The organism is Auritidibacter ignavus (assembly GCF_003703835.1).
In the GTDB taxonomy this organism is placed as follows: domain Bacteria; phylum Actinomycetota; class Actinomycetes; order Actinomycetales; family Micrococcaceae; genus Auritidibacter; species Auritidibacter ignavus.
This window is the reverse complement of sequence record NZ_RDQR01000007.1, coordinates 30,906-54,447: the sequence shown is the minus strand read 5'-3', so window position 1 is coordinate 54,447 and position 23,542 is coordinate 30,906. Positions and strand designations below refer to the sequence as shown.

Here is a 23,542-nt window from a genome sequence, read left to right as displayed (position 1 = left end):
TGTCACGGTCTAGGTGTCGTATCGCCCGTGCGTGCTGGTCTGCTACCAGGCAAAGGATGATTGCTACTCCTGCGAAGCATGTGGTGGCTACCGCGAAGGCGATGGTCGCCCAATCCATAAAGTTCAGCCCTCCTAAGGTGTGTTGTGTGTTTATGCTGTGTCTCGTAGCCTGTGTGTGGTCCGGTGTGCCCGCGCCTGTGCTGAGAGAACGCGCTGATGTAGTTTCCTGTTCTCCGTCTGCAATAGTTCGATGAGGTCTGCTTGGTATGGTCCGGTGGGTTTTGTTTTCAGCGCGTCCACCTGGTCCGATAGCTTTCGGTTCTGTTCTTCAAGTTTTTGCATTTCCCGGGCATCACGCCGATACCTGGTCAAGTGCTTTTGTTTCAACCTGTCCACCTGTTCTTGTAGTTCCGCTTTTTCTTTGCCTGCTAGGTCGTAGGCTTTTTTTGCTTTCGCTTCAGCCCGGCGTGCTCTGGCCTCGTATTCGCGGAGTTTTTGTTCGGCCACCTGTCTGGTGTGCTGTAATTCGCGCTGTAGCTGTTGGATATGGTGTCTCTCCGGGCTGTTGCCTGTTGCCCCGTACACGTATGTCATGGTTGTCTCCTGTATGTTGTGTGTTGTGTCTGCTCGGTGGCTTGCACACCGTGCCCGGCTTGGTTCCGGTGCAGACTGTCGACGATGTTTTAGAATGGTGCTTCCCCGGCCTGGGTGTTACCAGCCCACGGGCCCTGCTGTTGCTGTGGTGGTTGCTGTGGCGCGAATTGCCCCTGTTGTGGTTGTTGTGCTTGTGGTGGTGGTGCTGGTTGTGACCATCCGTTGCCCCCAGACCGGTACGCCGGCTTAAACCACAGGCTCAGGCCCACATCCGACGCTCTAATGCCCAGGGACGAACGGAGTTCACCCTGTTTGGTCTGGTATTCGCGGTACTCCAAGGCACCAGTCACTGTCACCCTGTCGCCCTTGCGCACCGATTCAGCCACCGGTTCGGCCGGTTTACCGAACACCGTCACCCGATAGAACGTGGCGTCCCCGTCCACCCACTGCTGGGTGTTCTTATCGAAGGTCCGGGTGTTATGTGCGACCGTGAAGTTCGCGACCGGGTCGCCGGATTTGGTGAACCGCAGTTCAGCGTCACCTGTCGTGTGGCCAGTGATCGTTACTTGTGTTTCTCCTGCCATCTGCTACCCCTCCTGTTCGACGATTTCGCCGGTGTCTTCTGGCGCCTGTGCTGGCAGGTTCCGCCACACATCACGGGCGACCCGCATCGCCGGATCATCCGACGGGACGCCATCCTGTTTCATCAGCGACACCAAGTGGGCCACCTCCGGCTGTGATGTGGCAGTAGATAACGCATCCTCCCAATCAATGCCCTGGCCGGGCGCCTCAGACTGATCTGGCGGTGCTAACTGTCCACCACCACGGGCCGGTTGTGCCACACGCCGGTGACTGTGATGTGATGCAGGGTTATCGGCCTGTTCCATTTCCTCTGACGTGTACAGCCCAGACAACGAGTCCGGGAACGCTTTACGGATAGCCAGCGCTTCAGCGCATTTTGCGATCATCCGGGCCGGCATCTTCTGCCACAGTGGCCCCTCCGCCTGGTATTCCGAGAACACGGCGACCGTCGTGAATTTCGCCCCGTTTCGTTCCACAGTGACTTTGGCTGCAGCCGGTGGCCCGGACTGTAACCACACGTCCACCCATTGGCCGTCCTGTCCGCACCACAGGGTTTCGGTGATACCCCAGGTGCCTCCGGTGGCGCGTGATACCCGGTCTGCGATCTTGTAAAAACCGTCGATGCCGGTTTGGATGGTGGGCCGGCCCTTGCGGGTAATCATGTAGATTTCACGCTTGAATGGGTCGAGCCCGGTCGCTTTGGCTTGGTGGAAGAAAACCTGGATGTCTGCCGGGTTGTTGGCCTGCACCCCCAGTTGTTTGAGTGCGGCGACTTGCATGTCGTTAAAGCCGTGCTGGTCTTGTCGAATGGATAGGTCAGTGGTGGTGGTTTCCTGTAGCTCAGTCATTGGTGGCTCCGTGGCGGTGTTCGTAGAGTTTTTGGTTTAGTTTGAGGACGTTTGAGAATAATTCTTCGATGAATTCGTCCACGTGGTCGTTTGTCCATGCCCACCTGGATGCGAGTTCTGGCGGGGTGTTGCTGGTGGACGAGTTGAGCACTTCGTCTGGGATCTTTTCCGTGTTTGGGTAGGCTCCTAGCTTTAAGGCAAAGACCGCGTGCTCTTTTGGGCCCAGTGTTGTGTTGATTCCGATTAAGTAATCTCCAATAATGTGGTCGTATCTGTCCACGAGTTTTTCTATGTGGTAGCGTGCGTACCACGACAGGTTGTACATGTGAATGAATTGTTCGAATTCTTCTTTGGCGTTGTCAGTCATTTTGTTGTTCCTCGTAGGCTAGGTCTCGCCAGTAGTCGGGGTCGGGTTCTGGTTTTTCGTGGCAGGGTGGTTCGTCGTCTGAAAACCAAATGTCTGGTGGCCCGGATAGTCGCATGATGTGTTTCTCCTTTTTATGGTTTGGTGAGTTTTTGTTCCATGGCATCCTCCATGAGTTCGCACTGTTTCTTGAGTGATTCGACTGCGGTGTCAATGTCATCTCGTGTCCAACACAAGTCCCACGCTGGTGTGTATTTGAGGTACCATGGTTTTTCTTGAAATTCCGGGAACTGGATTCTTTGATAATCCAGATCACGGAGCCTTTCTTCAGCTTTTAGAGACCATGTGGCGATGATTCGTAGGTTCCATGGATTGTAGAGGTCTCTGAGAATGCGTGCCTCATATGATCCGATAATGTGTGGGTATTCATCGAGTACGCTGTCGAGTTTTTCGAGTGCGTAGTTTGCTAGCTCGGTGTAGTAGTCGCGGGCTTGTGCATTGTCCATGTCATTCATGGTGCGTTTTTCCTATCAACTGTGTTGGATGATGGTGAATCGTCGTGACGGTTTACCGGGTTTTGTGTACCGGTCCACCAGGTCCTGGTATTCGTCGTCGGTGCTATCGACGCCGGCATATTCGGCAAGGTCAGATAGTGCACGGTCTTTATCGAAACTGGCCCTCGGTTTCACTGACTGCCAGCGCGCAACCGGATCCCCATTCACGGTCAGGTACTCGTGGTCACCAATTTGGGCCTTGAGTTTGGATTCGTACTCTCGGATCGCGGATTCTGCGGTGGCTTTTTCCTGTTTCGCTTCAGCCAGCCAGGTGAGGAGCATTTCTGTTTCAAAACTGTCTGCTGCTTCCACGTGTGATCCCGCGTCTGCTTCTGGCCAGCGTTGGAGTGCTTCTGTCCCGGTGATGGTGTCGGGGTCTACTGGTGGTGGTGTCCTGGCTTCGACGTGCTCCCAGAACTCGCGTCCGGCTTGCACGAGCTGTTCGGCGTAGTCGTGGTCGTAGGTCACGCCGAGGATGACCGGCTCGCGGTCTACGAGGGCGATAATGTGGCCGGTGTGGCGCCCGGTGACCATCATGTACCAGGTCAGCTGTTGCCGGTGCGCCTCTGGTACTTTCCCGGCAAGATATGTTTTGCCGTTGTCCGTGTACCGGGTGGTTGTTTTGATTTCGAGGACACCACTGTCGGAGGTGTACCGGTCTGGGTTGGCTAGCATCCAGGGGTGGTGTTTGTTCCGCCACATGCCGGTGTTGCGGGTTTGGATTCCGGTTTCGCTGGTGAAACGTTCGGCGAGGATGGGCTCGACTTTGTGCCCAAACCAGAACAAGTTATTCACGGTGGGTTCTGGTGTTTGGGTGGCGGTCTTTTCAAGCCACAGTTCGTATGGTGTCTGGTAGCTGTGTGCCCTGGTGATGGTGGGGATTTCTGATCCTCCGATACCGTGGGTGCGCGCTTCGAGCCACAGTTCTTCTGGTGCTGTTGCTGGGAGGACTTGGCGTGCTTCCGGGGTACCCCAGCGTGTTGTCGTGGTGGTGGTCATGTGTGTTTCCTTTCTGTGCTTGTAGGTCGTAGTCGTTGGTGTCCCAAAGCAGGACGAGGGGTAGGGACGCGAGGACACCAGTGAGGAGGATGTAAGAGAGCACCGCCTCGGGCACCCACCCGTACGAGGTTTGGGACACCATGGCGTGCATGATTGCCAGGGCCAGTAGTGGGCTGGCGATCAGGACGCCCATTGTTTTCAAGACTTTTTTCGTCACTGGTTTCATGGTGTGGTCTCGTTTCGTTTTGCCCATGCTTCGACGGCGCGGAGGGTGAATAGCCACCGTCCGCGGGGTCCTGGCTGGATTCCTTTGATTTCTCGGCGTCGCCCCATTTGGCGGACCGTGTATTCACTCCGGTGAATGAGCTCTGCAACCTGCCTGGTCGTCAGGTACTGTGTTGGCATTGGTGCTCCTGTGGTGTTTTCCTGGTACACTGGTTGGTGTGCACCATGTTTGGTTATGGTGTGTTTTCCTTTTTATGGTTGAACCGTCCCGCGCCTGTGGGGCGGTTCTCCTTTTGTCAGTGTTTGGTGTTAATCGCCCAGACACCGATGACACCTCCGGCCCTGGTCTTGTCCCTGCTCGGCCGATACCCGGTGCGCTGTAACCCTTCGGCCCGTGCGATGGTGAAACATGCCCCCACCCAGTTGGGGTGGTCAGGTTTGGTGTAGTTCGCTCGGAGGTCTTCTGCGGTGACCTGGCCGGTGCGTCGTGCTTCCTGGAGGAGGTATTCGACGGCCCCGTCTATCCAGGTGGCGCGGTTTTGTTCGAGGACGGCTGGTTTCATCGTTTTCCTCACCTGCTATGCGGCGGTAGTGGTAATGGTGCATACCTTGGGTATAAAAATAATTCTGGGTGGCGCCCCAAGGGCTCGCTCTATTTTCACGGCGGTGCCTAGTTGTACGGTGCTTGGTGATTTCACGTTGAGTAGTTGCTGGACCCGGGTGTGGGATATACCGGCCCTGCGTGCTAGTTCTCGCTGACTCATGCCCATGGCATCTAGGTATTGTCTGAGGTTTTCGGCGTTTACCGCCATGATCGTGCGTTCTCTCATGTGTTCACCTCCTTACTGTGTGCGTGTAGTGATAACAGTACACGACTTGCCAGTGGGTGGCAAGTCCCGAACATGCCAGGCGTGTCAGATACCCTATAAATACTGGGATATACGCAAATTACAGGCCTGTAATTGCTTGCCACAAGTGGCAAGTGTGCTAGTTGTGTGGTCTGTGAAAAACCGTCAAGGTGGGTGCCGTGACCGATTTAGCGAAAATCATCGTGCAAGTGATGGACGACAAAGACATCGGCGTGAACGAGCTGTCCAGGCTTGCAAACGCCCGGGGTTTCAAATTATCGCCCTCGACGGTGAGCGCATACAGGCGCGGTCGAATCCCTAAACATGTTCCCGCGAGCACTCTCGACGCTTTCGCCGTACTCCTCGGGATACCTAAGGCTGACCTGTACGAGGCCGCCTATGGTGAACGGAATGTTGCTGGTGTTAGAGAGCGGGCTAGCTTCGAGGAATCGCTTATCGGGCTCACGGATACACAACAGAAACTAGTCCGCCAGCTTGTCATCGAGTTGGCGGGCTCAAACCACAAGGGGACACACCATGACACCACACAACCAGCTGATGATACCGGCGAGCAATGGACACTTGCAGCGCACCCTGAGAGGGACACGGACATACCTTTGGACGCTGATTTGCAAGATCCGTGACCGCTATCCTGTCCCCGCATCATCTGATGCTGGAGGGCATGGATTTAATGATGATTGCCGACAGTATTGGGGTAACTGTACGTCGCGCCCACACGGTCACTGGCGCGTTGGGAGAATACGATCACACAGAACGGACCATACGGTTACATCCTGGTCTGTCTGGGGTTCGTTGCACGGCGGTGTTGGCTCACGAGATTGGTCATGCGGTGTATGGGCACACATCGTCGACACCCGTATCGGAGCGGGAAGCCGACTATTTCGCACATTGGCTCCTGGTGTGCCCGCGCCGGTTTCTGACTGCTTGCCGTGTGTATCGTACGGTGCAGGGTGTGGCGTACGACCTGGAGGTCACCCCGTCGATGGTGGCCTCTTATGCGTCCAGGTGGTGGCCTGATGGGGGAGAGGGTGTCGCCGTTGGCTAAAGCTGTCCGTGATGGTCGTGCCCGGCTCGGGTGGGCGCAATCTGATCTTTCGCACGCGTCGGGGGTGTCTGAGGCGACGGTCGCAAAAATTGAGCAGGGGGTTCGGTCTAAGCCTCACGCTTCCACCCTATCCGCGCTGGAGTCTGCCTTACAGTTCGCTCCGGGGGTGTTGGCCGATGTGGTGCGCCGTGACGAATGCGTGCCGGTCAGCGCGCTTTTGGCCTCCGATTCTCCGCTGTCCATGGCGTCTACGCACGATCTGATCTTGGAGTTGTCCCACCGTGTGCACGTGTTGGAAGCGGAAAACAGGTTATTACGTGGCGGTGATAACTAGTGTCGCGGGTCGTGGATTTGTGGCACCGGAAAGACCGGACGAAGACGGCCAGGTATGGGAAGGGGAAACGGTGGCAGGCTGTTTATACTGACGGGGCCGGGCGTGAACGGAAAACGTCGCATGACACGAAGGATTCTGCGCAAGCCTGGTTGGTAGCGCAATCGCACCGGCCGGTTAGGACCAGGGTCACCTTTGATGATTATGCTCAAGCCCATAGGGATGCGCAAGTGCACCAGGCTCCTACCACCAGGGAGACGCTCGGGAATGTGATTAAACGGTCGTCTCCGCATATTGGTGGTCTCGTCATGGATGACATTACCCGTGCTGACATTCAAGCGATGGTGCTCGACTGGGCGGAAACTTTAGCGCCGTCCACCATGCAAACGTACCTGCGACATTTATCCAGTATTTTCAATACGGCTTTAGATGATGAGGTGATCCGTAGGTCCCCAACATCAAGGGTGCGGTTACCTAGGGCGCGTGAGCGTGGTGATGCGGAGTTTTTGACTACTGAGACGGTCGAGCGGGTGCGGGACTTTTTTGGTGACACTATTTGGGCTGACGCGGTGACAGTTGCTGCAGGCACTGGTTTACGCCCGTCTGAGTGGGCTGGTGTCACCGTAGATAGGGTGGACGTGAAGGCGAGAACGATCAGGGTTGATCGACAACTGGAGGCGTCTAGGGGTGCCAGAGTGCACCGTCCGTTGAAGACTGTGGCGTCTCGTCGCACGGTTGATTATGGTGGGCGTGTTGTTGATGTGATGGAGCGTTTGGTGGGGTGTGCGAATCATCAGGGTCTGATTTTTCATGATGATGGTCGCATGTTGATTGAGTCGGCCCGGTTGTCGGCGTGGCATCGTATGCGGTCGGTGGTGCCTGAGGCTGGGCCTGGGTGGCACCAGTTGAGGCATTTTCATGCGTCGTTTTTGTTGTCGCGTGGCGCGTCGGTGGTGGCGGTTGCTCGGAGGCTTGGGCATAAGGATGCGACGGAGACGTTGCGTACGTATGCGCATGTGATGCCGTCTGATGGTGTGGCGTTAGCGTCGATTATGGCTGATGGCGGTTTTTAATCCGCCACAGGACCGCCACGGTTTTGACGGTGTGGCGTGTTTGTGGGGTGGTGGGGTTTACTCGCGCTAAGCCCGGACTTACCGGAGCGTACCCCGTTGGATGATGGGATCCAGCGGGGTACCGCTGGTTAAGGGCAGGTTCAAACCGAGGTATCTGGTGTGACAAGTGTGGGTCCTGTGACGCCACGGTAGCGTGCTGACAAGGTAAAGTGGAGATTGATATCATTTCGTAACCATGTCGGAAACGAGTGTTTGCTAGGCGAACTCGTGAGAAAGGTTGGAAACCTCCGTGATCAACAAGGTCCTGACGTTGGGTGTGGGAGTTGCACTTGGATGGGTTGGACATACGCTCATTTGCAAAGGCCGTGATGAGGCTGTGGTGCGTGCAGAGGAGTCCCTGAGAACCACGTTGAGCCCTGAAAACATCGGACGCCAGGCCGGCAGTGCCACCGCAACGGCGGTGACCGAAGGTGCTAAAGCCTTCTTCTCCCAGTTGCGTGAAGAAGTTCCCGCCTTCCGGTCCCAAGATGAACACGACCAACCAACCACCACGCAGACCGCTCCGCGACGGACCCTGCGGGCCCAGCAGATGACCACGATTCAAGGGACCGCTACGGTCAACCCCCCGAAGCAGTAAGCCCGGTTCCAGTCTCCGTGACAATCGGCGCACGGGCGACGGTGACGGCGTCGGGGAGCGTTCGGCAAGCCCATGGTAGTCGCCACGCGTGTGTGGCGAAACAGAAAATACAGTACAAGGAACACGTTGCATGAAATCGCATGAAATTGCCCGCCGTTGGAATGCTTTCTTTGAATCCAAGAACCATACGGTGGTGCCTTCAGCCTCGTTGGTGTCTCCTGACCCCTCCTTGCTGTTTACCATCGCCGGCATGGTGCCCTTCATCCCGTATTTCCTCGGCCAGGAAACCCCCTCATTCACCCGCGCCGCCAGTGTGCAGAAATGTATTCGCACCGCCGACATTGAAGAAGTTGGAAAAACCGTCCGCCACGGAACCTTCTTTCAGATGTGCGGGAATTTCTCCTTTGGCGATTACTTTAAAAAAGATGCCATCCAATTTGCGTGGGAACTACTGACCACTCCCCAAGACCAGGGGGGATACGGACTGGACCCAGAACGCCTGTGGGTCACCGTCTATGAAGAGGATGAGGAAGCAGCTAGCATTTGGCGTGATGTCGTTGGCCTGCCCGAAGAGCGTATTCAGCGGTTTGGAAAAGCTGATAACTACTGGAATACCGGTCAGCCCGGCCCGGGCGGACCCTGCTCCGAGATTTACTACGACCGTGGTCCGGCCTATGGCGTGGACGGGGGACCGGCCGCGGATGAAACCCGGTTCATGGAGATCTGGAACCTGGTGTTCATGCAGTATCAGCTCTCCGAGGTCCGGACCAAAGAAGACTTTGACATTGCCGGAGAACTGGCGAATAAGAACATCGACACCGGTCTGGGGCTAGAACGGTTGGCGATGCTCTTGCAGGGCGTGGAGAACATGTACGAGACCGACCAGGTGCGTCCGGTCCTCGACCGGGCCGCAGAACTCGCCCAGGTCACCTACACCTCCAGCGAGAACCCTGCGGACCCCACGTTCGAAAATGACGTGCGGTTGCGCTACATTGCCGACCATATCCGGTCCTCACTGATGTTGATTTCCGACGGCGTGGTCCCCGGTAACGAAGGCGGGGGATATGTGTTGCGCCGGCTGATTCGCCGGGCTGTACGCGCGATGCGACTGATGGGGGTCACCAAGCCGGTGTTGCCCGAGTTGCTACCGGTCTCCCGGGACGCCATGAAAGGAACCTATCCTGAGGTTGAGACCGACTTCGACCGGATTTCCCGCATTGCATATGCCGAAGAAAAAGCCTTCTTGCGCACCATTGCGGCAGGAACCACTCGGTTGGAACACTCAGTGGCCGCTGCCAAGAGCGCTGGCACCCCGCTATCGGGCCAGGATGCTTTCGAGCTGCACGACACCTACGGATTCCCCATCGACCTGACCCTGGAAATGGCCGAAGAAGCTGGGGTGAGCGTCGATGAAGAGAAATTCCGGGCCTTGATGGCCGAGCAACGTGACCGGGCCCGACGAGATGCGAAGTCCAAAAAGTCCGGTCATGCGGATGCTGCGGTATACCACCAGCTACATCAGGGCCACGACACGGTCTTTACCGGATATACCGAGCACACCACCGAATCCCGGATTCGCGGACTGCTGGTCGAAGGCCACGAGGCGAGCTACGCTGAGCAAGGCCAAGAAGTCGAAGTGGTGCTGGATGCCACCCCGTTCTACGCCGAAGCCGGTGGCCAGGCGGCCGACACCGGTGTGATCACCGGTGACGGTTTCGTCCTGAAGATTACTGACGTGCAGTCTCCGGTCAAGGGGCTCAGTGTCCACTCCGCGGTGGTGACCGAAGGTGAAGTACCCGCCGGCGCCGAAGCCGTGGGTGCGATCGATGTGCAACGCAGGTTGGACGCCCAGAAAGCGCACTCGGCCACCCATATTATCCATGCCGCCCTGCACGATATTCTCGGACATGACGCAGTTCAGGCCGGGTCGTTCAATAAAGAGGGTTACCTGCGGTTCGACTTCACGTGGCGGGATGCCATTTCACCCAACGCTCTGGCCGAGATCGAAGGCCTGGCCAACACCACGATTCGCGATAACTTCCCGGTGTTGACCATGGAGACTTCACTGGATGAGGCCAAGGCCATGGGCGCCATGAGCCTGTTCGGGGAAAAATACGGCGAACGGGTGCGCGTGGTAGAAATGAACGGCGCCTGGTCCCGCGAACTCTGCGGTGGGACTCACGTGACGACCACCTCGGAAATTGGCACCCTGGCGTTGCTGGGCGAACAGTCGGTGGGCTCCGGTAACCGTCGCGTGGAGGCGCTGGTCGGTTACGATGCGTTCGAGCATTTCGCTGCCGAGCGCACCCTGATGAATCAGCTCACCGAAATGCTCAAGGCCCCGGCCGAGGATGTGCCCGGCCGTGTGGAAGCCACCCTGGCCAAATTGCGCGAGGTTGAAAAAGAACTCGCCGCCCTGAAATCCGCCCAGCTGCAGGCAGTAGCTTCCGGGCTGATCAATCAGGCTGAAACCATCGGCAACACCACCGTGGTGGCCGCCTCGCTGGGGCACGTTCCCGGTGCAGATGATCTGCGTCAGTCCGTGCTGGATCTCAAGGCCCGACTGGAACAGGCCGGACATGCCAGTGTGGTGGTAGCTCTGATTGGTGAGGCGGGATCCCGTCCGCTGGTAGCCGTGGCAGCTAACCACCAGGCCCAGGAACAGGGCCTGAAAGCCGGCACGCTCGTCAAAACCGCTACCGGTGTCCTCGGTGGCGGCGGCGGTGGTAAGCCCGATATCGCTCAGGGTGGTGGCCAAGATGCCAGCCAGGTTGACGCCGCGTTACAAGCCATTCGGGACGAGGTCGTCCAGCACTAGGCAGCTGACCCATCCCGTTATGACCCCTGCCGCTTACGGAGAGTCCACCCCACCGATGTCCGACACGCACAGCACCGTTACCCGCGGAGTTCGCCTCGCGGTCGACGTCGGGCGCGCCCGCGTCGGACTGGCCGCCAGCGATCCCGACGGGATTATGGCTCACCCGGTGAAGACCCTGCGTCGAGATTTCAACGGTTCCGGGGGTGATCAGCGCTACATATACTCGGTCGCCAGAGACCGGGAAGCGACCGTGGTGTATGTGGGAGACCCGATCAACTTACACGGTCAATCCACTGCCTCCACCGCTGACGCTGAAGACTACGCTCAGGGACTTGCTGATACACTTGCCGCGAGCGCCGAATGTGCCCACGTGCAGGTTTTCCTGGTTGACGAGCGGCTTTCCACGGTCCTTGCCTCCCAATCACTCCATCAGGCGGGACGCTCCGCCCGCTCTCAGCGGTCGGTTATTGACCAGGCCGCAGCTGTGGAAATCCTGGAACACGCCCTGACCGTGGAGAAACGCGATGGACAACGGGCAGGACGTCGCGTGGTTCCGGCACCCGAACAAGCAACGGAAGGACAGTCATGACGGATGAACAATCCGCCGGTACCGGCTCACCTTCCGAACAGCGACCGATGACGCGTCGGGAACGTCGCGAACGGGAGCAAGCAGCCGAGCTGGCACGACGTGCGCAACAGGTACGCGCTGATGCCTCGGAAGACGGTGTCGCCACCACTCCGGAACAGACCACCCAAACCGCCCAGGCTTATAACAAGGCTGAGGGTGGTACACAGACTGACGAGCCAGCGCCGATGACGCGACGGCAACGCTGGGCCGCTCTCAGAGCCGCCTCGGCGGCCGATGAGGACCTCTCTGGGAACGCTCCGGCCCCGGTCCCGGCCACCGAGCACGCCTCCGAGCCTGACCATGACCGAGCAGAGCCCGAGCACAATACCTCCCAACCCACCCACTACGAGGCAGATCAGAACCAAGACCTGGGCGACTTGGACCCGTTGCCACAGGACGGACGGCAATATCCCGGCTTCGACGCTGAGGAATCCGACCATGATCATGCCGATGATGACGAAGACGAGGAACTCGAGGCACTGGGGTATCTCACCGTGGCCGACGGCTCCGGAAAGTACACCGTGGTGAACGAAGAAAAAGCCGCCGAGCGTGCCAAGCGCCGGCGTCGCCGATACCTCGTGCTGGCGGCAAGTTTCGTGGTATTTGTGGGACTGCTGGCCGTGGTCGGTATCGGACTGCGTCAGCTGATCCCTGGCACCAATGCCGACTACGAGGGACCCGGAGGAGAACCGGTGACCTTTACCGTGAACCCCGGTGAGGGTCCCATTGTGATCGGAGACCGACTGGTGGAAGAAGACATCGTCGCCTCCACCGGGGCCTTTACCGACGCGCTCGACGAAGCCCAAAGCGTTCAAGATATTCAGCCTGGCGACTACGAGATGAAACGCCAAATGTCAGCCTCCGAGGCAGCAGACAGGCTGTTAGGCATTGGAGACCCCGGGGTGAACTATGTCGCAGTCAATTCCGGGACCCGCATCGATGCGGTCTATGAATCCATCGCCGATGCCACCCAGTACTCGGTGGAAGAGGTTGAAGAAGCCGCTACTGACCCCACCGCTTACGGGCTACCCGAACAGGCCGAGAGCCTGGAAGGTTATATCGCCACCGGCGAGTACCGTTTTGACGTGGATGCTAGCCCCGAAGAAATCTTGCAGTTGATGATCGAGCCCACCATGGAAGAGTTCGACCGGCTGGGCATCACCGATGAGGACGACCAATTCGACCTGGTCACCATCGCCTCGATCCTGCAGGCAGAAGCTCGCACCGATGACTTCCAGACCGTCTCGGGCATCATCCGTAACCGGCTGGATCCATCCAACCCCGAAACCGCCGGCTACCTGCAGATTGATGCCACGGTGATCTACGGGCTGGGCACCCAGTCTCTGCAGTTTACGGCAGAAGACCGTGAGGATGCGTCCAACGAGTACAACACCTACGCCCACCGCGGGTTGCCACCGGGGCCGATTGGTTCCCCGTCGCTGGAAGCTCTCGATGCGGCGGCAGAGCCAGAGGACAACGACTACTACTACTGGGTGACCGTCAACATTGAGACTGGGGAAACCAAATTCGCCGCCACTCTGGAAGAACACAACGAGAACGTCGACGAATACCGCCAGTACTGTCAGGACAACCCCGAGATGTGTGGTGGCGGATCCAACGACGACCCCAGTGCCCCGAGCACAGACGGCGAATCAGTCGATAACGGTGCGCAGTGACCACTCGTAGCGCACCGAGCCAGGCCGCCGTATTGGGGCACCCGATAGACCATTCGCTCTCCCCGGTCCTGCACCAGGCCGCCTACCGCGCCCTGGGGCTAGCAATTGAGTACACCCGGGCCGATGTCGACCTCGACCAGGTGGAGACCTTCTACCGAGACCGGCGCCACGAATTGACGACCGGCCACACCCGCTGGCTGGGGTTTTCGGTGACGATGCCGCTGAAACCGGCCCTCGTGCCACTGATGGATCAGCTCTCTGATCGGGTGCGGCGCTTGGGCGTGCTGAACACGGTGGTACTCGACGCCAGCGGACAGGCAACCGGATATAACACCGACTGCGACGGCATCGTCCGGGCGCTGATGCGGGCAGAGACGCCGGCCTCGTCGACGCTGGGCATTATTGGTGGCGGAGGCACCGCCGCGGCGGCCATTGAAGCTGCACAGCTCATGGGCGTCACCGGGGTGGAGCTCTTGGTCCGCAACCAGGCCAAAACTGAACCCCAACGCAAGCTCGCTACCGATCTGGGATTGGCCGCTGAGATAGACTCGATCGCCTCCGGGCTGACGAAACTGGACCGCTACCGCTACGTGATCTCCACCCTCCCACCCGGAGCAGCTAGCGAATTTGCTCACAGCCTGTCGGGTTACACCTGGCTACCACCCCTGCTGGATGTAGCTTATGACCCCTGGCCCTCCCAGCTGGCCCTCGTTTGGCATCGCAATGGTGGACAGGTGATCTCCGGTGTGGAGATGTTACTCTACCAAGCCGTCGAACAAGTCAAGCTGTTGACTGCCGAGCTCCGTGCCGAACATGAGGCAAGACAAGCTACCAGCTCCCACCAGGCAGAACCCGACTGGGATGCGGTCACTGTGGCCATGGCCGAAGCGATCGGTTTAACACCACGACCGCCGAAAGACTCGAGGGTGATTTAGGCTGGTAGGTAGTCCGCACCGGCGCGAGGTGACCTGGGGCACCACCAAGGTTCCTCGCGTTGCACCCCCTGAATTTGAAGGACGTTAAAGATATGTTGCGATGGCTCACCGCAGGTGAATCCCATGGCTCGGGACTGGTTGGCATTATCGACGGCCTGCCGGCAGGTATTGAGATCACCACCGCCGATATCCAGGATGCCCTGGCACGGCGTCGACTGGGATACGGCCGTGGCGCCCGCATGAAATTTGAAAAGGACCAGGTCACCCTCATCGGCGGTGTCCGTCACGGCCTCACCCTCGGTTCCCCGGTGGCCATTCACATTGCCAACACCGAATGGCCGAAATGGGAAAAAGTCATGAACCCCGATCCGGTGGACCCTGCCGAGCTCGACGGTCTGGCCCGCAACGCCGCGCTGACCCGGCCGCGTCCGGGACACGCCGATATGGCTGGAATGCAGAAGTACGGTTTTGACGAATCCCGCCCGCTACTGGAACGTGCCTCGGCGCGCGAAACCGCCACCCGGGTCGCCCTGGGGCGCGTTGCCCAACACTTCTTGGCCCAGCTGGGCATTCGCACCGTCTCCCACACCGTCTCGATCTCCACGGTCTTTGTGCCCGAGGACGCCGAACTCCCGACCCCCGACGACGTGCACCGGTTGGACGAGGACCCGTTGCGTTGCACCGACCCGGAGACCTCCCAGCGCATGGTGGAGATCATCGACTCGGCCAAAAAGGACGGTCAAACCCTGGGTGGCACCGTGGAGGTGTTGGTCTACCATGCCCCGGTCGGGCTGGGTAGCCATGTGCACTGGGATCGCCGACTGGATGCCAAACTTTCAGCGGCGCTGATGGGCATTCAGGCCATCAAAGGTGTCGAAGTTGGCGATGGTTTCACCACCGCCACCCGCCTAGGTGGTCAAGCCCACGACGAAATCATCCGCACCGAGGACAACACCGTGGCACGTCGCACCAACCGTGCCGGTGGTATTGAAGCCGGAATGTCCAACGGAGAGATCATTCGCGTCCGGGCCGCGATGAAACCAATCTCCACGGTTCCCCGGGCCCTGGACACCGTGGACGTGGCCACCGGAGAAACCACCAAGGCCCATCACCAGCGCTCCGATGTCGCTGCGGTACCGGCCGCCGGTGTGGTCGCAGAAGCGATGGTGGCCCTGGTCTTGGCCGAAGCGGTGCTGGAGAAATTCGGCGGTGACTCGATCGCTGAAGTCCAGCGGAACCTCAACGCCTATCTGGACTCTCTGGCCCCGCTACCCACCCTGCAGACCAATACCGGCGGGGCTACGTCAGCTGACCACATGGGAGATCCGATCCAGTGAGTTCACACACCCGCGGTCAACCCATTGCCCTGGTGGGTCCGATGGGATCGGGAAAATCCTCCCTTGCCCCAGTATTAGCCGCAGAACTGGGCTATGACCACGTCGATACCGATGAGCTGTTCGCTCACCAGCACGGCCCCATCCCCGAGTTTTTCCGTGTCCACGGTGAACCCGGTTTTCGCGACGCCGAAGCGCAGGTAGTCGCCGAAGCCCTCACCGGAAAACAGCAAACGGTGATCTCTTTGGGTGGGGGAGCGGTGTTGCGAGACACCACCCGCGACTTCCTAGTCGAGCACTGCTACGTGATCTATCTGCAGGTCTCCACCCGGGAGGCCCTGCGTCGGCTCGATGACGGGCAGGGGCGACCGATGCTAGAGAATAACCCGGCCGAGACGTGGGAACAGATCGCCACCGAACGCGACCGGCTCTACCGCAGCGTCGCAGATCAGGTCGTTGATACCACTGCAGATAGTCCTCGTCAACTCGCCGGAAAGATCGCCCGGCGGTATCGTCGAGCAGAAAAAACCCACGACCATTAGACTCGATAAAACAGTACTCAATGGCCCGGACAAGAACCCCGGGCCGCACGTGAGGATGAATATCGATCATGACCGATCAACAACCACAGACTGATCCCACCACCGAGCGAACTCCGCAGACACCACCCGCGTCGGCACCGGCTGGCGCCGACGCGGGTGTGGTGGCCGAGGACGTTCAGGCCCGCGAAGAGCACGACGAACCCAGCGTGATACCGGTCGCCGGGGGCTCGGAATACCTCAGCGAAGGTGGTTATGACGTCGTGGTGGGTCGTGGTTTGCTCTCGCAATTACCCGAGATGTTGGGTACCCAGGTCCGCAAGGTACTAGTGGTCCACCCACGGGCCCTGCGCGCCACCGGAGATGTGGTCAAAGAAGATCTTGATCAGGCCGGGTTTAACGCCATCACCGCCGAAATCCCCGACGCCGAAGAAGGCAAGCACATCCAGGTTGCGGCCTTTTGCTGGCAGGTGCTCGGCCAAAACGAATTTACGCGCTCGGATGCGATCGTCTCCGTCGGCGGGGGAGCGGTCTCCGATGTGGCCGGATTTATCGCCGCCACCTGGTTACGTGGCGTGAACGTGGTGCACATGCCCACCACGCTGTTGGGAATGGTCGATGCCGCCGTGGGCGGTAAGACCGGCATTAACACTGCCGAGGGTAAAAACCTGGTGGGTGCCTTCCACCCCCCGGTGGGCGTTCTGGCCGACCTCGACACGTTGCTCACCCTGCCCAAGAATGAGCTAATCTCTGGTCTGGCTGAAGTGGTCAAATGCGGGTTCATTGCCGATGAACACATTCTGGATCTGATCGAAGCCGAACCTGAACAAGCCACCAATCCGCACTCGGCGGCGCTGCGGGAACTGATTGAACGCGCCATCCGCGTGAAATCCGTGGTGGTTTCCCAGGACTTGAAGGAATCCGGAATCCGCGAGATTCTCAACTACGGCCATACCCTAGGCCACGCCATTGAGCTGGCCGAACGTTACCAGTACCGCCACGGTGCTGCGGTGTCGATCGGGATGGCATTCGCTGCCGAGCTGGCCCGCTCGGTGGGCAAACTCGATGACGCCACCGCCGAACGACACTTCAGCGTTCTTGGTGCTCTGGGGCTGCCGACCTCCTACCGCGGCGACCGCTGGGCGGCCCTGCTGGATGGCATCAAACGCGATAAGAAGAACCGTGGCGATCAGCTACGCTTCGTGCTTCTGGAAGGCCAAGGTCGGCCCATCACCTACGATGTTCCCGATGAGTCACTATTGTTCGCCGCCTATCAGGAAATCGCCGACTAAGGTACCGGAACCGACGAACAGCACGAACAGGCCTGCGCAAAGGCGTTACACTGTTAGAGGTCATCTTTCCCAACGTTCATCAACCGAAGTGAGGTTATAACGGCGCATGGTCATGCTCACCAGTAACGATATTAAAAACGGCTCGGTGATCTCCCTGGACGGACAACTGTGGAACGTCCAGGAGTTCCAGCACGTCAAACCCGGCAAGGGTGGCGCCTTCGTGCGGACCAAGATCAAAAACCTCACCAGCGGTAAGACCATCGATAAGACCTTCAACGCCGGGGCTAAAGTTGAGTTCGCTACCGTGGACCGCTCGGACTACCAGTTTTTGTACCGCGACGGTGACGAGTTTGTCTTCATGGACAACACCACGTTCGACCAGATCATCGTCCCCGAGTCCGTGGTCGGCGATGCAGCCAACTACCTGTTGGAAAATGAGACCGTGACCATCGCGATCTCCGACGGCACCCCGCTGTACCTGGACATGCCGGCCTCGGTGGTCCTGGAAATCACCTACACCGAACCCGGGTTGCAGGGCGACCGCTCCTCGGCCGGTACCAAGCCGGCCACCCTGGAAACCGGTTACGTGGTGCATGTTCCGCTGTTCGTGGAGCAGGGTACCAAGGTCAAGGTTGACACCCGCAACGGTGAATACCAGGGTCGCGTCACCGACTAAGACTTCTCTTGTCGAGACACCCACCCGGTGCTGAGCGGCCCACCGTCGCACGGCAGGGTGGGTGCAGTCATCTCAGATACTGTGCCGACCGTTAAATCATCAGAAGGACCAGGACAACACGTGAGAACCTCCTCGCGAGGACGGGCCAGACGACGCGCCGTCGAGATCATTTTTGAAGCCGAACAACGCCACTCCACACCCTTGGCCGCGTTGCAGGCGCGCCGGCAATACACCGACCAAATCATCAACCCCTATACCGCCGAAATCGTCGACGGGGTCATTACCGAATACGACCGCATTGATGAGATTTTGGCCACCTACACCCAAGGGTGGAGCATGGACCGGATGCCGGCCTTCGACCGGGCTACCCTGCGCGTGGGGACCTGGGAGCTGCTGTTCAACGACGATGTTCCCGACGCGGTGGCCGTTTCGGAGGCCACCACCATCGCCAAAGAGTACTCCACCGATGAGTCTCCGGATTTCGTCAACGGTCTGCTGGGACGAATTCAGCAGGTCAAACCTACCCTGGTGCTCTAACACGATGCGCTCGGGCCGGTGAACGATCGTGCTAGAGTTGACCAGTGGAAACCGCCCCGAACCAACCGGTTGTGGACATCCTTTAAAGACCGTCCTGTGAGGCGGGAAAGGAGACACGGTGGGAGATTTTGTCGAACCCAAAAACCCCGCCTCCCGGCTCGCCCGGGTGGTAGCCAACGCGGCCGATATTGACCGGGCGTTAACCCGAATGGCCCATGAAATTTTGGAATCGAATCACGGTAGCGATCAGCTCGTGGTGCTCGGTATTCCCCGGCGAGGCGTTCCACTAGCCCACCGAATTTCCGAAAAAATCGCCGGAATCGACCCGGACTTCGATGCCACCGAACGCACCGGAACCCTGGATATCACCCTGTACCGGGACGATCTGCGCACCCAGGCCTCCCGGATCCCAGTCCCGACCTCGCTACCGCGTAACGGCATCGATGATGCGGTCGTGGTCTTGGTCGATGACGTACTATTTTCCGGACGCACCGTACGAGCCGGACTTGATGCCCTATCTGATATTGGTCGCCCGGCCGCTGTGCGCCTGGCCGTACTGGTCGACCGTGGCCACCGGCAACTGCCCATCCGCGCCGACCATGTCGGCAAAAACCTGCCCACCTCCACGGCAGAACGCGTCAGTGTCTGGCTGGAAGACGTCGATGGCACCGAGCACGAAGACTGCGTGATCATCTCCGATACCGTCGTGACCGCAACGGGGGTGCGGTGATCATGCGACACCTTTTGTCCACCCAGGATCTGTGCTTCCAAGACGCCCTGCACATCCTCGATACCGCCGAAGAAATGGCCGGGGTCAAAGACCGTCAGGTGAAAAAGCTTCCCGCTTTGCGCGGACGCACCGTGGTGAACCTCTTCTTTGAAGATTCCACCCGGACAAGGATCTCCTTTGAAGCAGCCGCTAAACGGCTCAGCGCTGATGTGCTGAACTTCTCCGCACGGGGTTCTTCGGTGTCCAAAGGAGAGTCCCTGCGCGATACCGTCCAAACCTTGGAAGCCACCGGCGCTGACGCGATCGTGATGCGCCACTGGGCATCCGGTGCCGCCCACCAACTGGCTGAATCTGGCTGGTGCTCCTCCCCGGTGGTCAATGCCGGCGATGGCACCCACGAGCACCCCACCCAAGCGTTGCTCGATGCCTTTTCGATGCGCCACCGCTTCGCCTTCCGCGACGGGGCCGACCCGGCCACCGCCCCGCCGGTGGGTCAGGATTTGACCGGCCGACACGTGGTGATTGTCGGAGACATTCTGCATTCTCGAGTGGCTCGCTCCAATGTGTGGCTACTCAACACCCTCGGGGCGCGCGTGACCCTGGCTGGACCGGCTACTCTGATGCCTCTGGGGGCCGAGTCCTGGCCGTGCGAGGTCACCTACGACCTCGACGAAGCCCTGGCCACCGAGCCGGATGCGGTGATGATGTTGCGGATTCAGCAGGAACGGATGCACCAGTCGTTTTTCCCCTCCACCGCCGAGTACACCCGCGGGTGGGGGCTGACGTCTGAACGGCTGAGCCGGCTGGAGGACACCGAAGCGATCATCATGCACCCGGGACCGATGAACCGCGGGCTGGAAATCTCCTCCACCGCGGCCGATTCGCCACGGAACACCGTGCTCGAACAGGTCGCCAACGGGGTCTCAATCCGTATGGCCGTGCTGTACCTGATCTTGGCTGCTGAGAACCCCGGAAAGGACGGTTGAGCCAACCATGTCATCGACCACCCTGATTCGCCAGGCCACCATGCCCAACGGGCAGGTCTCCGACCTGCTGATCCGCGACGGCATCCTGGTCGCCACCGGTCAGGACGTGACCTGCGCCCACGATTCTCAGCCCGCCCCGGAGGAAACCACCACCTGTGACGCCACCGGGATGGTCGTGCTCCCGGGGTTGGTGGATCTGCACACCCACTTACGCGAGCCCGGTAAAGAAGATGCTGAAACCGTCGAGACCGGCACCCGGGCGGCCGCCAAGGGTGGGTTTACCGCGGTCCATGCGATGGCTAACTCCACCCCGGTGGCCGATACCGCCGGGGTGGTCGAACAGGTCTGGGCCCTGGGTCGCGCCGCTGGTTGGTGCGATGTACACCCGGTCGGTGCCGTCACCGTGGGGTTGGCTGGCGAACAATTGGCTGAGCTGTCTGCTATGCATGCCTCCCAAGCCCAGGTGAGTATGTTCTCCGATGACGGGCACTGCGTGTGGGATCCGCTGGTGATGCGCCGGGCCTTAGAATACGTGAAATCCTTCAACGGGTTCATCGCCCAGCACGCCCAAGAACCCCGGCTGACCGAGGGTGCGCAGATGAACGAATCGAGCCTGTCCAGCACCCTGGGACTGGCCGGATGGCCGGCTGTGGCGGAAGAATCCATCATCGCCCGCGACGCGTTGTTGGCCCATCACTTGGGCTCCCGGCTACACATCTGCCACGTCTCGACCGCCGGGTCGGTGGAAATCATCCGTTGGGCCAAAGCCCAAGGGATCGACATCACCGCCGAGGTCACCCCGCACCACCTGCTGCTCACCGAAGACTTGGTGGCCACCTATAATCCGGTGTTCAAAGTCAACCCGCCGCTACGCCGGGAGTCCGATGTGCTGGCGCTACGGGCCGGACTCGCCGATGGCACCATCGACACCATTGGCACCGACCACGCCCCGCACACCGCCGAAGCCAAAGAATGCGAATGGCCGGTGGCCGCGATGGGCATGACCGGGCTCGAAACGGCCCTCTCGGTGGTCCAACACGCCATGATTGACACCGGAACCTGTGACTGGAATCGGATCGCCCACGCGTTTTCAGCCGCCCCGGCCCGCATCGCCGGGGACTGCGACCAAGGCCACATCAGCCCCGAGGGCGAGCTACGCACCGGGGTGGTGGCCAACCTGGTCCTCTACGACCCTGACACCACCTTTACCGTGGACCCGACCGAACACGTATCCAAATCCAGCAACACGCCCTACCGCGGCATGGAGCTACCTGGCAGTGTGCGCCACGTGTTTTACCGGGGCCACCAGGTGGTGGCCGAGGGCCAGTTGGCGACCCCGAACCCGCACGTTCAGGCCGGCCGCCGGCAAACCCCGGCGCACCCAGTCGACTAGTGATCTCGCCAAGCCACTGATACTGCCCACCCGCTACGAGGAGAAAGAACCACAGCGTGTCACCTTTTGTCACCGTCATGGCCACCAATGCCGAGGCCGAATCAGATACCGGGGCCTACCTGGTGATCATTCTGTTGACTCTGGGCCTGATCGGACTGGTGGTGCTGGGACTGTGGTTCGGGTGGCGCGCGCGGCGACGCCGGCAAGTCAATATCCCGGCCCCACTACCGGTGCCCGACCGACTGTTAGCCACCGAGCCACTAGCTCAAGCCCAGGGCATATATGTCAGCACCGTGCGTGGTGAAGACTGGCTGGATCGGGTGGCCGTGCATGGTCTGGGGATCCGGACCCGCGCCCAGTGCGAGGTCCACCCTCTGGGCGTGGTGCTGTTGCTGGAAGGCTCCCCAAACTTTGTGATTCCGTTCCGAGATATCACCCAGATCAGTACCAGTTCCGGGATGGTCGGCAAGTTCGTGGAAAAAGACGGACTGATCACCATCGGATGGAATCTGGGGCAGATCCCGGTGACCACCGGGTTCCGAACCCGCAACAGTGCAGACCAACACACGCTCCTGGAGACGATGCACCAGACCAGCCAGCAGCGCCAACCAGAGTAAAGCCCACCACCGTCGCGTCGTTTGTGTCGAGTCGTTCGCGTCGAGAAATGTGTAGCAGGAAGCGAGAAACCCAACCGTGAGCCTTACAGATACCGCACCAGCAGTGCTCGTCTTAGCAGACGGCACCACCTTCACCGGACGGTCCTACGGAGCCGTCGGGACCACCCTGGGAGAAGCCATCTTCACCACCGGCATGACCGGGTACCAAGAGGTGCTCACCGACCCCTCGTGCACCCGTCAGATTGTGGTCCATTCCTCCCCGCACATCGGCAATACCGGGGCCAACGACGAAGACTTCGAATCCGAACGCTACTGGTGCGCCGGCCTGGTGGTTCGTGAGCCCTCCCGCGTGGTATCCTCCTGGCGGGCCACCCGGTCACTGGAAGATGACCTGGTGGCCAACGACATTGTGGGCATCCAAGGCGTCGATACCCGAGCGCTGGTGCGCCGGTTGCGCACTGTCGGAGTGATGAACGCCGGCATCTTCTCCGGCGAGTCCGCCCACGCACCACTGGAACAGCTCATCAGCCAGGTCACAGACCAACCGTCGATGAAGGGCCTGAGCCTGATCGACGGGGTCACCACTGAGAAAGCCTACTCGGTGGGACCGGCCGACTACGGCTACGACAACATCGAGGAAACCTACCGGGTCGCCGTGCTGGATCTGGGCGTCAAAGCCGCCACACTGCGCCAGCTGGCCATGCGCGGAATCCGCCTCGAGGTGCTTCCGGCCAACACGAGCCTGCAGACCATTGTCGAGCTGGACCCCGACGGCGTGTTCTACTCCAACGGACCTGGCGACCCGGCCACCGCTGACGAGCAGGTCGCCACCCTGCGTAAGCTACTCACGAAGCGGATTCCGTTCTTCGGTATCTGCTTCGGCCACCAGCTTTTCGGTCGCGCGCTGGGCTTTGACACCTATAAGTTGCCGTTCGGTCACCGTGGGCCCAACCAGCCGGTGCTGGAAGAAGCCACCGGCAAAACCCTGATCACCACCCAAAACCACGGGTTCGCCGTTGACGCACCCCGCGGCCAGGCTCAGCGCGCACCAGAAGCCGCCTACGGGGCGGTTAAAGTCTCCTACTACTCCCTGAACGACCAGGTCGTGGAAGGACTCACTGCCTGTGATCTGCCGGCCTTCTCGGTCCAATTCCACCCCGAAGCCGCCGCCGGACCCCACGACTCGCACCCGCTGTTCGACCACTTCACCGAACTGATGGATGCCTACCGCGCCACCCGCTAAGCGCCAAGGAGAAAGAA

General features: G+C 59.9%; 29 protein-coding genes. 19 read left to right on the top strand and 10 right to left on the bottom strand.

Translation table 11 applies throughout. From position 1 onward, the window contains the following. Positions 1 to 150: 150 nt before the first annotated feature. The 10 genes from DYI20_RS05375 to DYI20_RS12910 all read right to left on the bottom strand — a co-directional run bounded on the left by DYI20_RS05375 (position 151) and on the right by DYI20_RS12910 (position 4,978). Positions 151 to 594, bottom strand: a complete 444-nt coding sequence (locus DYI20_RS05375; RefSeq protein ID WP_122549019.1) for a hypothetical protein — start codon at positions 592 to 594, stop codon at positions 151 to 153. An 89-nt stretch (positions 595 to 683) separates the two neighbouring features. Then, positions 684 to 1,178, bottom strand: a complete 495-nt coding sequence (ssb, locus tag DYI20_RS05370) for a single-stranded DNA-binding protein (RefSeq protein ID WP_122549018.1) — start codon at positions 1,176 to 1,178, stop codon at positions 684 to 686. Between the two features lie 3 nt (positions 1,179 to 1,181). Further along, complete coding sequence (bet, locus tag DYI20_RS05365; RefSeq protein WP_122549017.1) at positions 1,182 to 2,024, bottom strand: phage recombination protein Bet; 843 nt, start codon at positions 2,022 to 2,024, stop codon at positions 1,182 to 1,184. Then, positions 2,017 to 2,391: a hypothetical protein gene (locus DYI20_RS05360; protein WP_122549016.1), complete on the bottom strand. Its 375-nt coding sequence runs from the start codon at positions 2,389 to 2,391 to the stop codon at positions 2,017 to 2,019. Before DYI20_RS05360 ends, bet begins: the two co-directional genes overlap by 8 nt. Further along, positions 2,384 to 2,506 (bottom strand): hypothetical protein, encoded by a 123-nt coding sequence (locus DYI20_RS12780; protein WP_279674365.1) that lies wholly within the window; start codon positions 2,504 to 2,506, stop codon positions 2,384 to 2,386. Before DYI20_RS12780 ends, DYI20_RS05360 begins: the two co-directional genes overlap by 8 nt. Positions 2,507 to 2,522: 16 nt before the next feature. Then, entirely contained in the window at positions 2,523 to 2,903 is a 381-nt protein-coding gene (locus tag DYI20_RS05355; protein WP_122549015.1) for a hypothetical protein, read from the bottom strand. Between the two features lie 15 nt (positions 2,904 to 2,918). Continuing rightward, positions 2,919 to 3,941 carry a YqaJ viral recombinase family nuclease gene (locus DYI20_RS05350; RefSeq protein WP_122549014.1) on the bottom strand — a complete coding sequence of 341 codons (1,023 nt, stop codon included), beginning with the start codon at positions 3,939 to 3,941 and terminating at the stop codon, positions 2,919 to 2,921. A gap of 222 nt (positions 3,942 to 4,163) precedes the next feature. Beyond that, positions 4,164 to 4,346, bottom strand: coding sequence for a helix-turn-helix domain-containing protein (locus DYI20_RS12915; RefSeq protein ID WP_110098436.1), 183 nt, complete (start codon positions 4,344 to 4,346; stop codon positions 4,164 to 4,166). Positions 4,347 to 4,462: 116 nt separating this feature from the next. Continuing rightward, entirely contained in the window at positions 4,463 to 4,729 is a 267-nt protein-coding gene (locus DYI20_RS05340) for a hypothetical protein (protein WP_122549013.1), read from the bottom strand. Between the two features lie 15 nt (positions 4,730 to 4,744). After that, complete coding sequence (locus DYI20_RS12910; RefSeq protein WP_425320826.1) at positions 4,745 to 4,978, bottom strand: helix-turn-helix transcriptional regulator; 234 nt, start codon at positions 4,976 to 4,978, stop codon at positions 4,745 to 4,747. Positions 4,979 to 5,193: 215 nt separating this feature from the next. Between DYI20_RS12910 and DYI20_RS05330 the strand changes: the two genes are divergently transcribed. The 19 genes from DYI20_RS05330 (at position 5,194) to carA (ending at position 23,525) form a co-directional block, all read left to right on the top strand. After that, a complete protein-coding gene (locus DYI20_RS05330; RefSeq protein ID WP_147472523.1) occupies positions 5,194 to 5,658 on the top strand; it encodes a helix-turn-helix domain-containing protein in 465 nt (154 codons plus the stop codon). A 26-nt stretch (positions 5,659 to 5,684) separates the two neighbouring features. Next, positions 5,685 to 6,080, top strand: coding sequence for an ImmA/IrrE family metallo-endopeptidase (locus DYI20_RS12905; protein WP_122549059.1), 396 nt, complete (start codon positions 5,685 to 5,687; stop codon positions 6,078 to 6,080). Then, on the top strand, positions 6,052 to 6,414 hold the full coding sequence (locus tag DYI20_RS05320; RefSeq protein ID WP_221040947.1) for a helix-turn-helix domain-containing protein: 363 nt from the start codon (positions 6,052 to 6,054) through the stop codon (positions 6,412 to 6,414). The genes DYI20_RS12905 and DYI20_RS05320 overlap by 29 nt, the downstream gene beginning before the upstream one ends. Positions 6,415 to 6,719: 305 nt before the next feature. Next, positions 6,720 to 7,484 carry a tyrosine-type recombinase/integrase gene (locus DYI20_RS05315; protein WP_147472522.1) on the top strand — a complete coding sequence of 255 codons (765 nt, stop codon included), beginning with the start codon at positions 6,720 to 6,722 and terminating at the stop codon, positions 7,482 to 7,484. 289 nt (positions 7,485 to 7,773) lie between these two features. After that, positions 7,774 to 8,121 carry a hypothetical protein gene (locus DYI20_RS05310; RefSeq protein ID WP_146206400.1) on the top strand — a complete coding sequence of 116 codons (348 nt, stop codon included), beginning with the start codon at positions 7,774 to 7,776 and terminating at the stop codon, positions 8,119 to 8,121. 130 nt (positions 8,122 to 8,251) lie between these two features. Continuing rightward, positions 8,252 to 10,939, top strand: coding sequence for an alanine--tRNA ligase (gene alaS, locus DYI20_RS05305; protein ID WP_110122618.1), 2,688 nt, complete (start codon positions 8,252 to 8,254; stop codon positions 10,937 to 10,939). Positions 10,940 to 10,994: 55 nt separating this feature from the next. Further along, positions 10,995 to 11,528: a Holliday junction resolvase RuvX gene (gene ruvX / locus DYI20_RS05300; protein ID WP_110100502.1), complete on the top strand. Its 534-nt coding sequence runs from the start codon at positions 10,995 to 10,997 to the stop codon at positions 11,526 to 11,528. After that, positions 11,525 to 13,243, top strand: a complete 1,719-nt coding sequence (gene mltG, locus DYI20_RS05295) for an endolytic transglycosylase MltG (RefSeq protein WP_110100503.1) — start codon at positions 11,525 to 11,527, stop codon at positions 13,241 to 13,243. The genes ruvX and mltG overlap by 4 nt, the downstream gene beginning before the upstream one ends. Beyond that, a complete protein-coding gene (locus DYI20_RS05290; protein ID WP_110100504.1) occupies positions 13,240 to 14,178 on the top strand; it encodes a shikimate dehydrogenase family protein in 939 nt (312 codons plus the stop codon). Before mltG ends, DYI20_RS05290 begins: the two co-directional genes overlap by 4 nt. Before the next feature lie 92 nt (positions 14,179 to 14,270). Beyond that, positions 14,271 to 15,515, top strand: coding sequence for a chorismate synthase (aroC, locus tag DYI20_RS05285; protein ID WP_110100505.1), 1,245 nt, complete (start codon positions 14,271 to 14,273; stop codon positions 15,513 to 15,515). Beyond that, entirely contained in the window at positions 15,512 to 16,054 is a 543-nt protein-coding gene (locus DYI20_RS05280) for a shikimate kinase (RefSeq protein ID WP_110100506.1), read from the top strand. Before aroC ends, DYI20_RS05280 begins: the two co-directional genes overlap by 4 nt. Before the next feature lie 68 nt (positions 16,055 to 16,122). Beyond that, positions 16,123 to 17,343 carry a 3-dehydroquinate synthase gene (aroB, locus tag DYI20_RS05275; protein ID WP_110100507.1) on the top strand — a complete coding sequence of 407 codons (1,221 nt, stop codon included), beginning with the start codon at positions 16,123 to 16,125 and terminating at the stop codon, positions 17,341 to 17,343. Positions 17,344 to 17,455: 112 nt separating this feature from the next. Then, entirely contained in the window at positions 17,456 to 18,019 is a 564-nt protein-coding gene (gene efp, locus DYI20_RS05270; RefSeq protein WP_122549058.1) for an elongation factor P, read from the top strand. A gap of 120 nt (positions 18,020 to 18,139) precedes the next feature. After that, complete coding sequence (nusB, locus tag DYI20_RS05265) at positions 18,140 to 18,556, top strand: transcription antitermination factor NusB (protein WP_110098422.1); 417 nt, start codon at positions 18,140 to 18,142, stop codon at positions 18,554 to 18,556. Between the two features lie 118 nt (positions 18,557 to 18,674). Continuing rightward, entirely contained in the window at positions 18,675 to 19,286 is a 612-nt protein-coding gene (gene pyrR / locus DYI20_RS05260) for a bifunctional pyr operon transcriptional regulator/uracil phosphoribosyltransferase PyrR (protein WP_110100508.1), read from the top strand. A gap of 2 nt (positions 19,287 to 19,288) precedes the next feature. Next, on the top strand, positions 19,289 to 20,272 hold the full coding sequence (locus DYI20_RS05255) for an aspartate carbamoyltransferase catalytic subunit (RefSeq protein WP_110100509.1): 984 nt from the start codon (positions 19,289 to 19,291) through the stop codon (positions 20,270 to 20,272). Between the two features lie 7 nt (positions 20,273 to 20,279). After that, the gene (locus DYI20_RS05250; RefSeq protein ID WP_110100510.1) at positions 20,280 to 21,665 is read left to right on the top strand and encodes a dihydroorotase; all 1,386 of its coding nucleotides are present in this window, start codon (positions 20,280 to 20,282) and stop codon (positions 21,663 to 21,665) included. A gap of 56 nt (positions 21,666 to 21,721) precedes the next feature. After that, positions 21,722 to 22,282: a PH-like domain-containing protein gene (locus DYI20_RS05245; RefSeq protein ID WP_233487861.1), complete on the top strand. Its 561-nt coding sequence runs from the start codon at positions 21,722 to 21,724 to the stop codon at positions 22,280 to 22,282. Between the two features lie 76 nt (positions 22,283 to 22,358). Continuing rightward, positions 22,359 to 23,525 carry a glutamine-hydrolyzing carbamoyl-phosphate synthase small subunit gene (gene carA / locus DYI20_RS05240; protein WP_110100511.1) on the top strand — a complete coding sequence of 389 codons (1,167 nt, stop codon included), beginning with the start codon at positions 22,359 to 22,361 and terminating at the stop codon, positions 23,523 to 23,525. The last annotated feature ends 17 nt before the right edge of the window (positions 23,526 to 23,542 follow it).

Excerpts from the sequence above, each read along its gene's own strand:
- DYI20_RS12915 (WP_110098436.1), bottom strand. The coding sequence starts at position 4,346 with ATGCCAACACAGTACCTGACGACCAGGCAGGTTGCAGAGCTCATTCAC.
- DYI20_RS12780 (WP_279674365.1), bottom strand. The coding sequence starts at position 2,506 with ATGCGACTATCCGGGCCACCAGACATTTGGTTTTCAGACGACGAACCA.
- DYI20_RS05340 (WP_122549013.1), bottom strand. The coding sequence starts at position 4,729 with ATGAAACCAGCCGTCCTCGAACAAAACCGCGCCACCTGGATAGACGGG.
- bet (WP_122549017.1), bottom strand. The coding sequence starts at position 2,024 with ATGACTGAGCTACAGGAAACCACCACCACTGACCTATCCATTCGACAA.
- DYI20_RS05315 (WP_147472522.1), top strand. The coding sequence starts at position 6,720 with ATGGATGACATTACCCGTGCTGACATTCAAGCGATGGTGCTCGACTGG.
- DYI20_RS12905 (WP_122549059.1), top strand. The coding sequence starts at position 5,685 with ATGCTGGAGGGCATGGATTTAATGATGATTGCCGACAGTATTGGGGTA.
- DYI20_RS12910 (WP_425320826.1), bottom strand. The coding sequence starts at position 4,978 with ATGGCGGTAAACGCCGAAAACCTCAGACAATACCTAGATGCCATGGGC.
- DYI20_RS05255 (WP_110100509.1), top strand. The coding sequence starts at position 19,289 with ATGCGACACCTTTTGTCCACCCAGGATCTGTGCTTCCAAGACGCCCTG.
- efp (WP_122549058.1), top strand. The coding sequence starts at position 17,456 with ATGCTCACCAGTAACGATATTAAAAACGGCTCGGTGATCTCCCTGGAC.
- DYI20_RS05250 (WP_110100510.1), top strand. The coding sequence starts at position 20,280 with ATGTCATCGACCACCCTGATTCGCCAGGCCACCATGCCCAACGGGCAG.
- mltG (WP_110100503.1), top strand. The coding sequence starts at position 11,525 with ATGACGGATGAACAATCCGCCGGTACCGGCTCACCTTCCGAACAGCGA.
- ruvX (WP_110100502.1), top strand. The coding sequence starts at position 10,995 with ATGTCCGACACGCACAGCACCGTTACCCGCGGAGTTCGCCTCGCGGTC.
- ssb (WP_122549018.1), bottom strand. The coding sequence starts at position 1,178 with ATGGCAGGAGAAACACAAGTAACGATCACTGGCCACACGACAGGTGAC.
- DYI20_RS05350 (WP_122549014.1), bottom strand. The coding sequence starts at position 3,941 with ATGACCACCACCACGACAACACGCTGGGGTACCCCGGAAGCACGCCAA.
- aroB (WP_110100507.1), top strand. The coding sequence starts at position 16,123 with ATGACCGATCAACAACCACAGACTGATCCCACCACCGAGCGAACTCCG.
- DYI20_RS05375 (WP_122549019.1), bottom strand. The coding sequence starts at position 594 with ATGACATACGTGTACGGGGCAACAGGCAACAGCCCGGAGAGACACCAT.
- aroC (WP_110100505.1), top strand. The coding sequence starts at position 14,271 with ATGTTGCGATGGCTCACCGCAGGTGAATCCCATGGCTCGGGACTGGTT.
- DYI20_RS05355 (WP_122549015.1), bottom strand. The coding sequence starts at position 2,903 with ATGAATGACATGGACAATGCACAAGCCCGCGACTACTACACCGAGCTA.
- DYI20_RS05320 (WP_221040947.1), top strand. The coding sequence starts at position 6,052 with ATGGGGGAGAGGGTGTCGCCGTTGGCTAAAGCTGTCCGTGATGGTCGT.
- alaS (WP_110122618.1), top strand. The coding sequence starts at position 8,252 with ATGAAATCGCATGAAATTGCCCGCCGTTGGAATGCTTTCTTTGAATCC.
- DYI20_RS05360 (WP_122549016.1), bottom strand. The coding sequence starts at position 2,391 with ATGACTGACAACGCCAAAGAAGAATTCGAACAATTCATTCACATGTAC.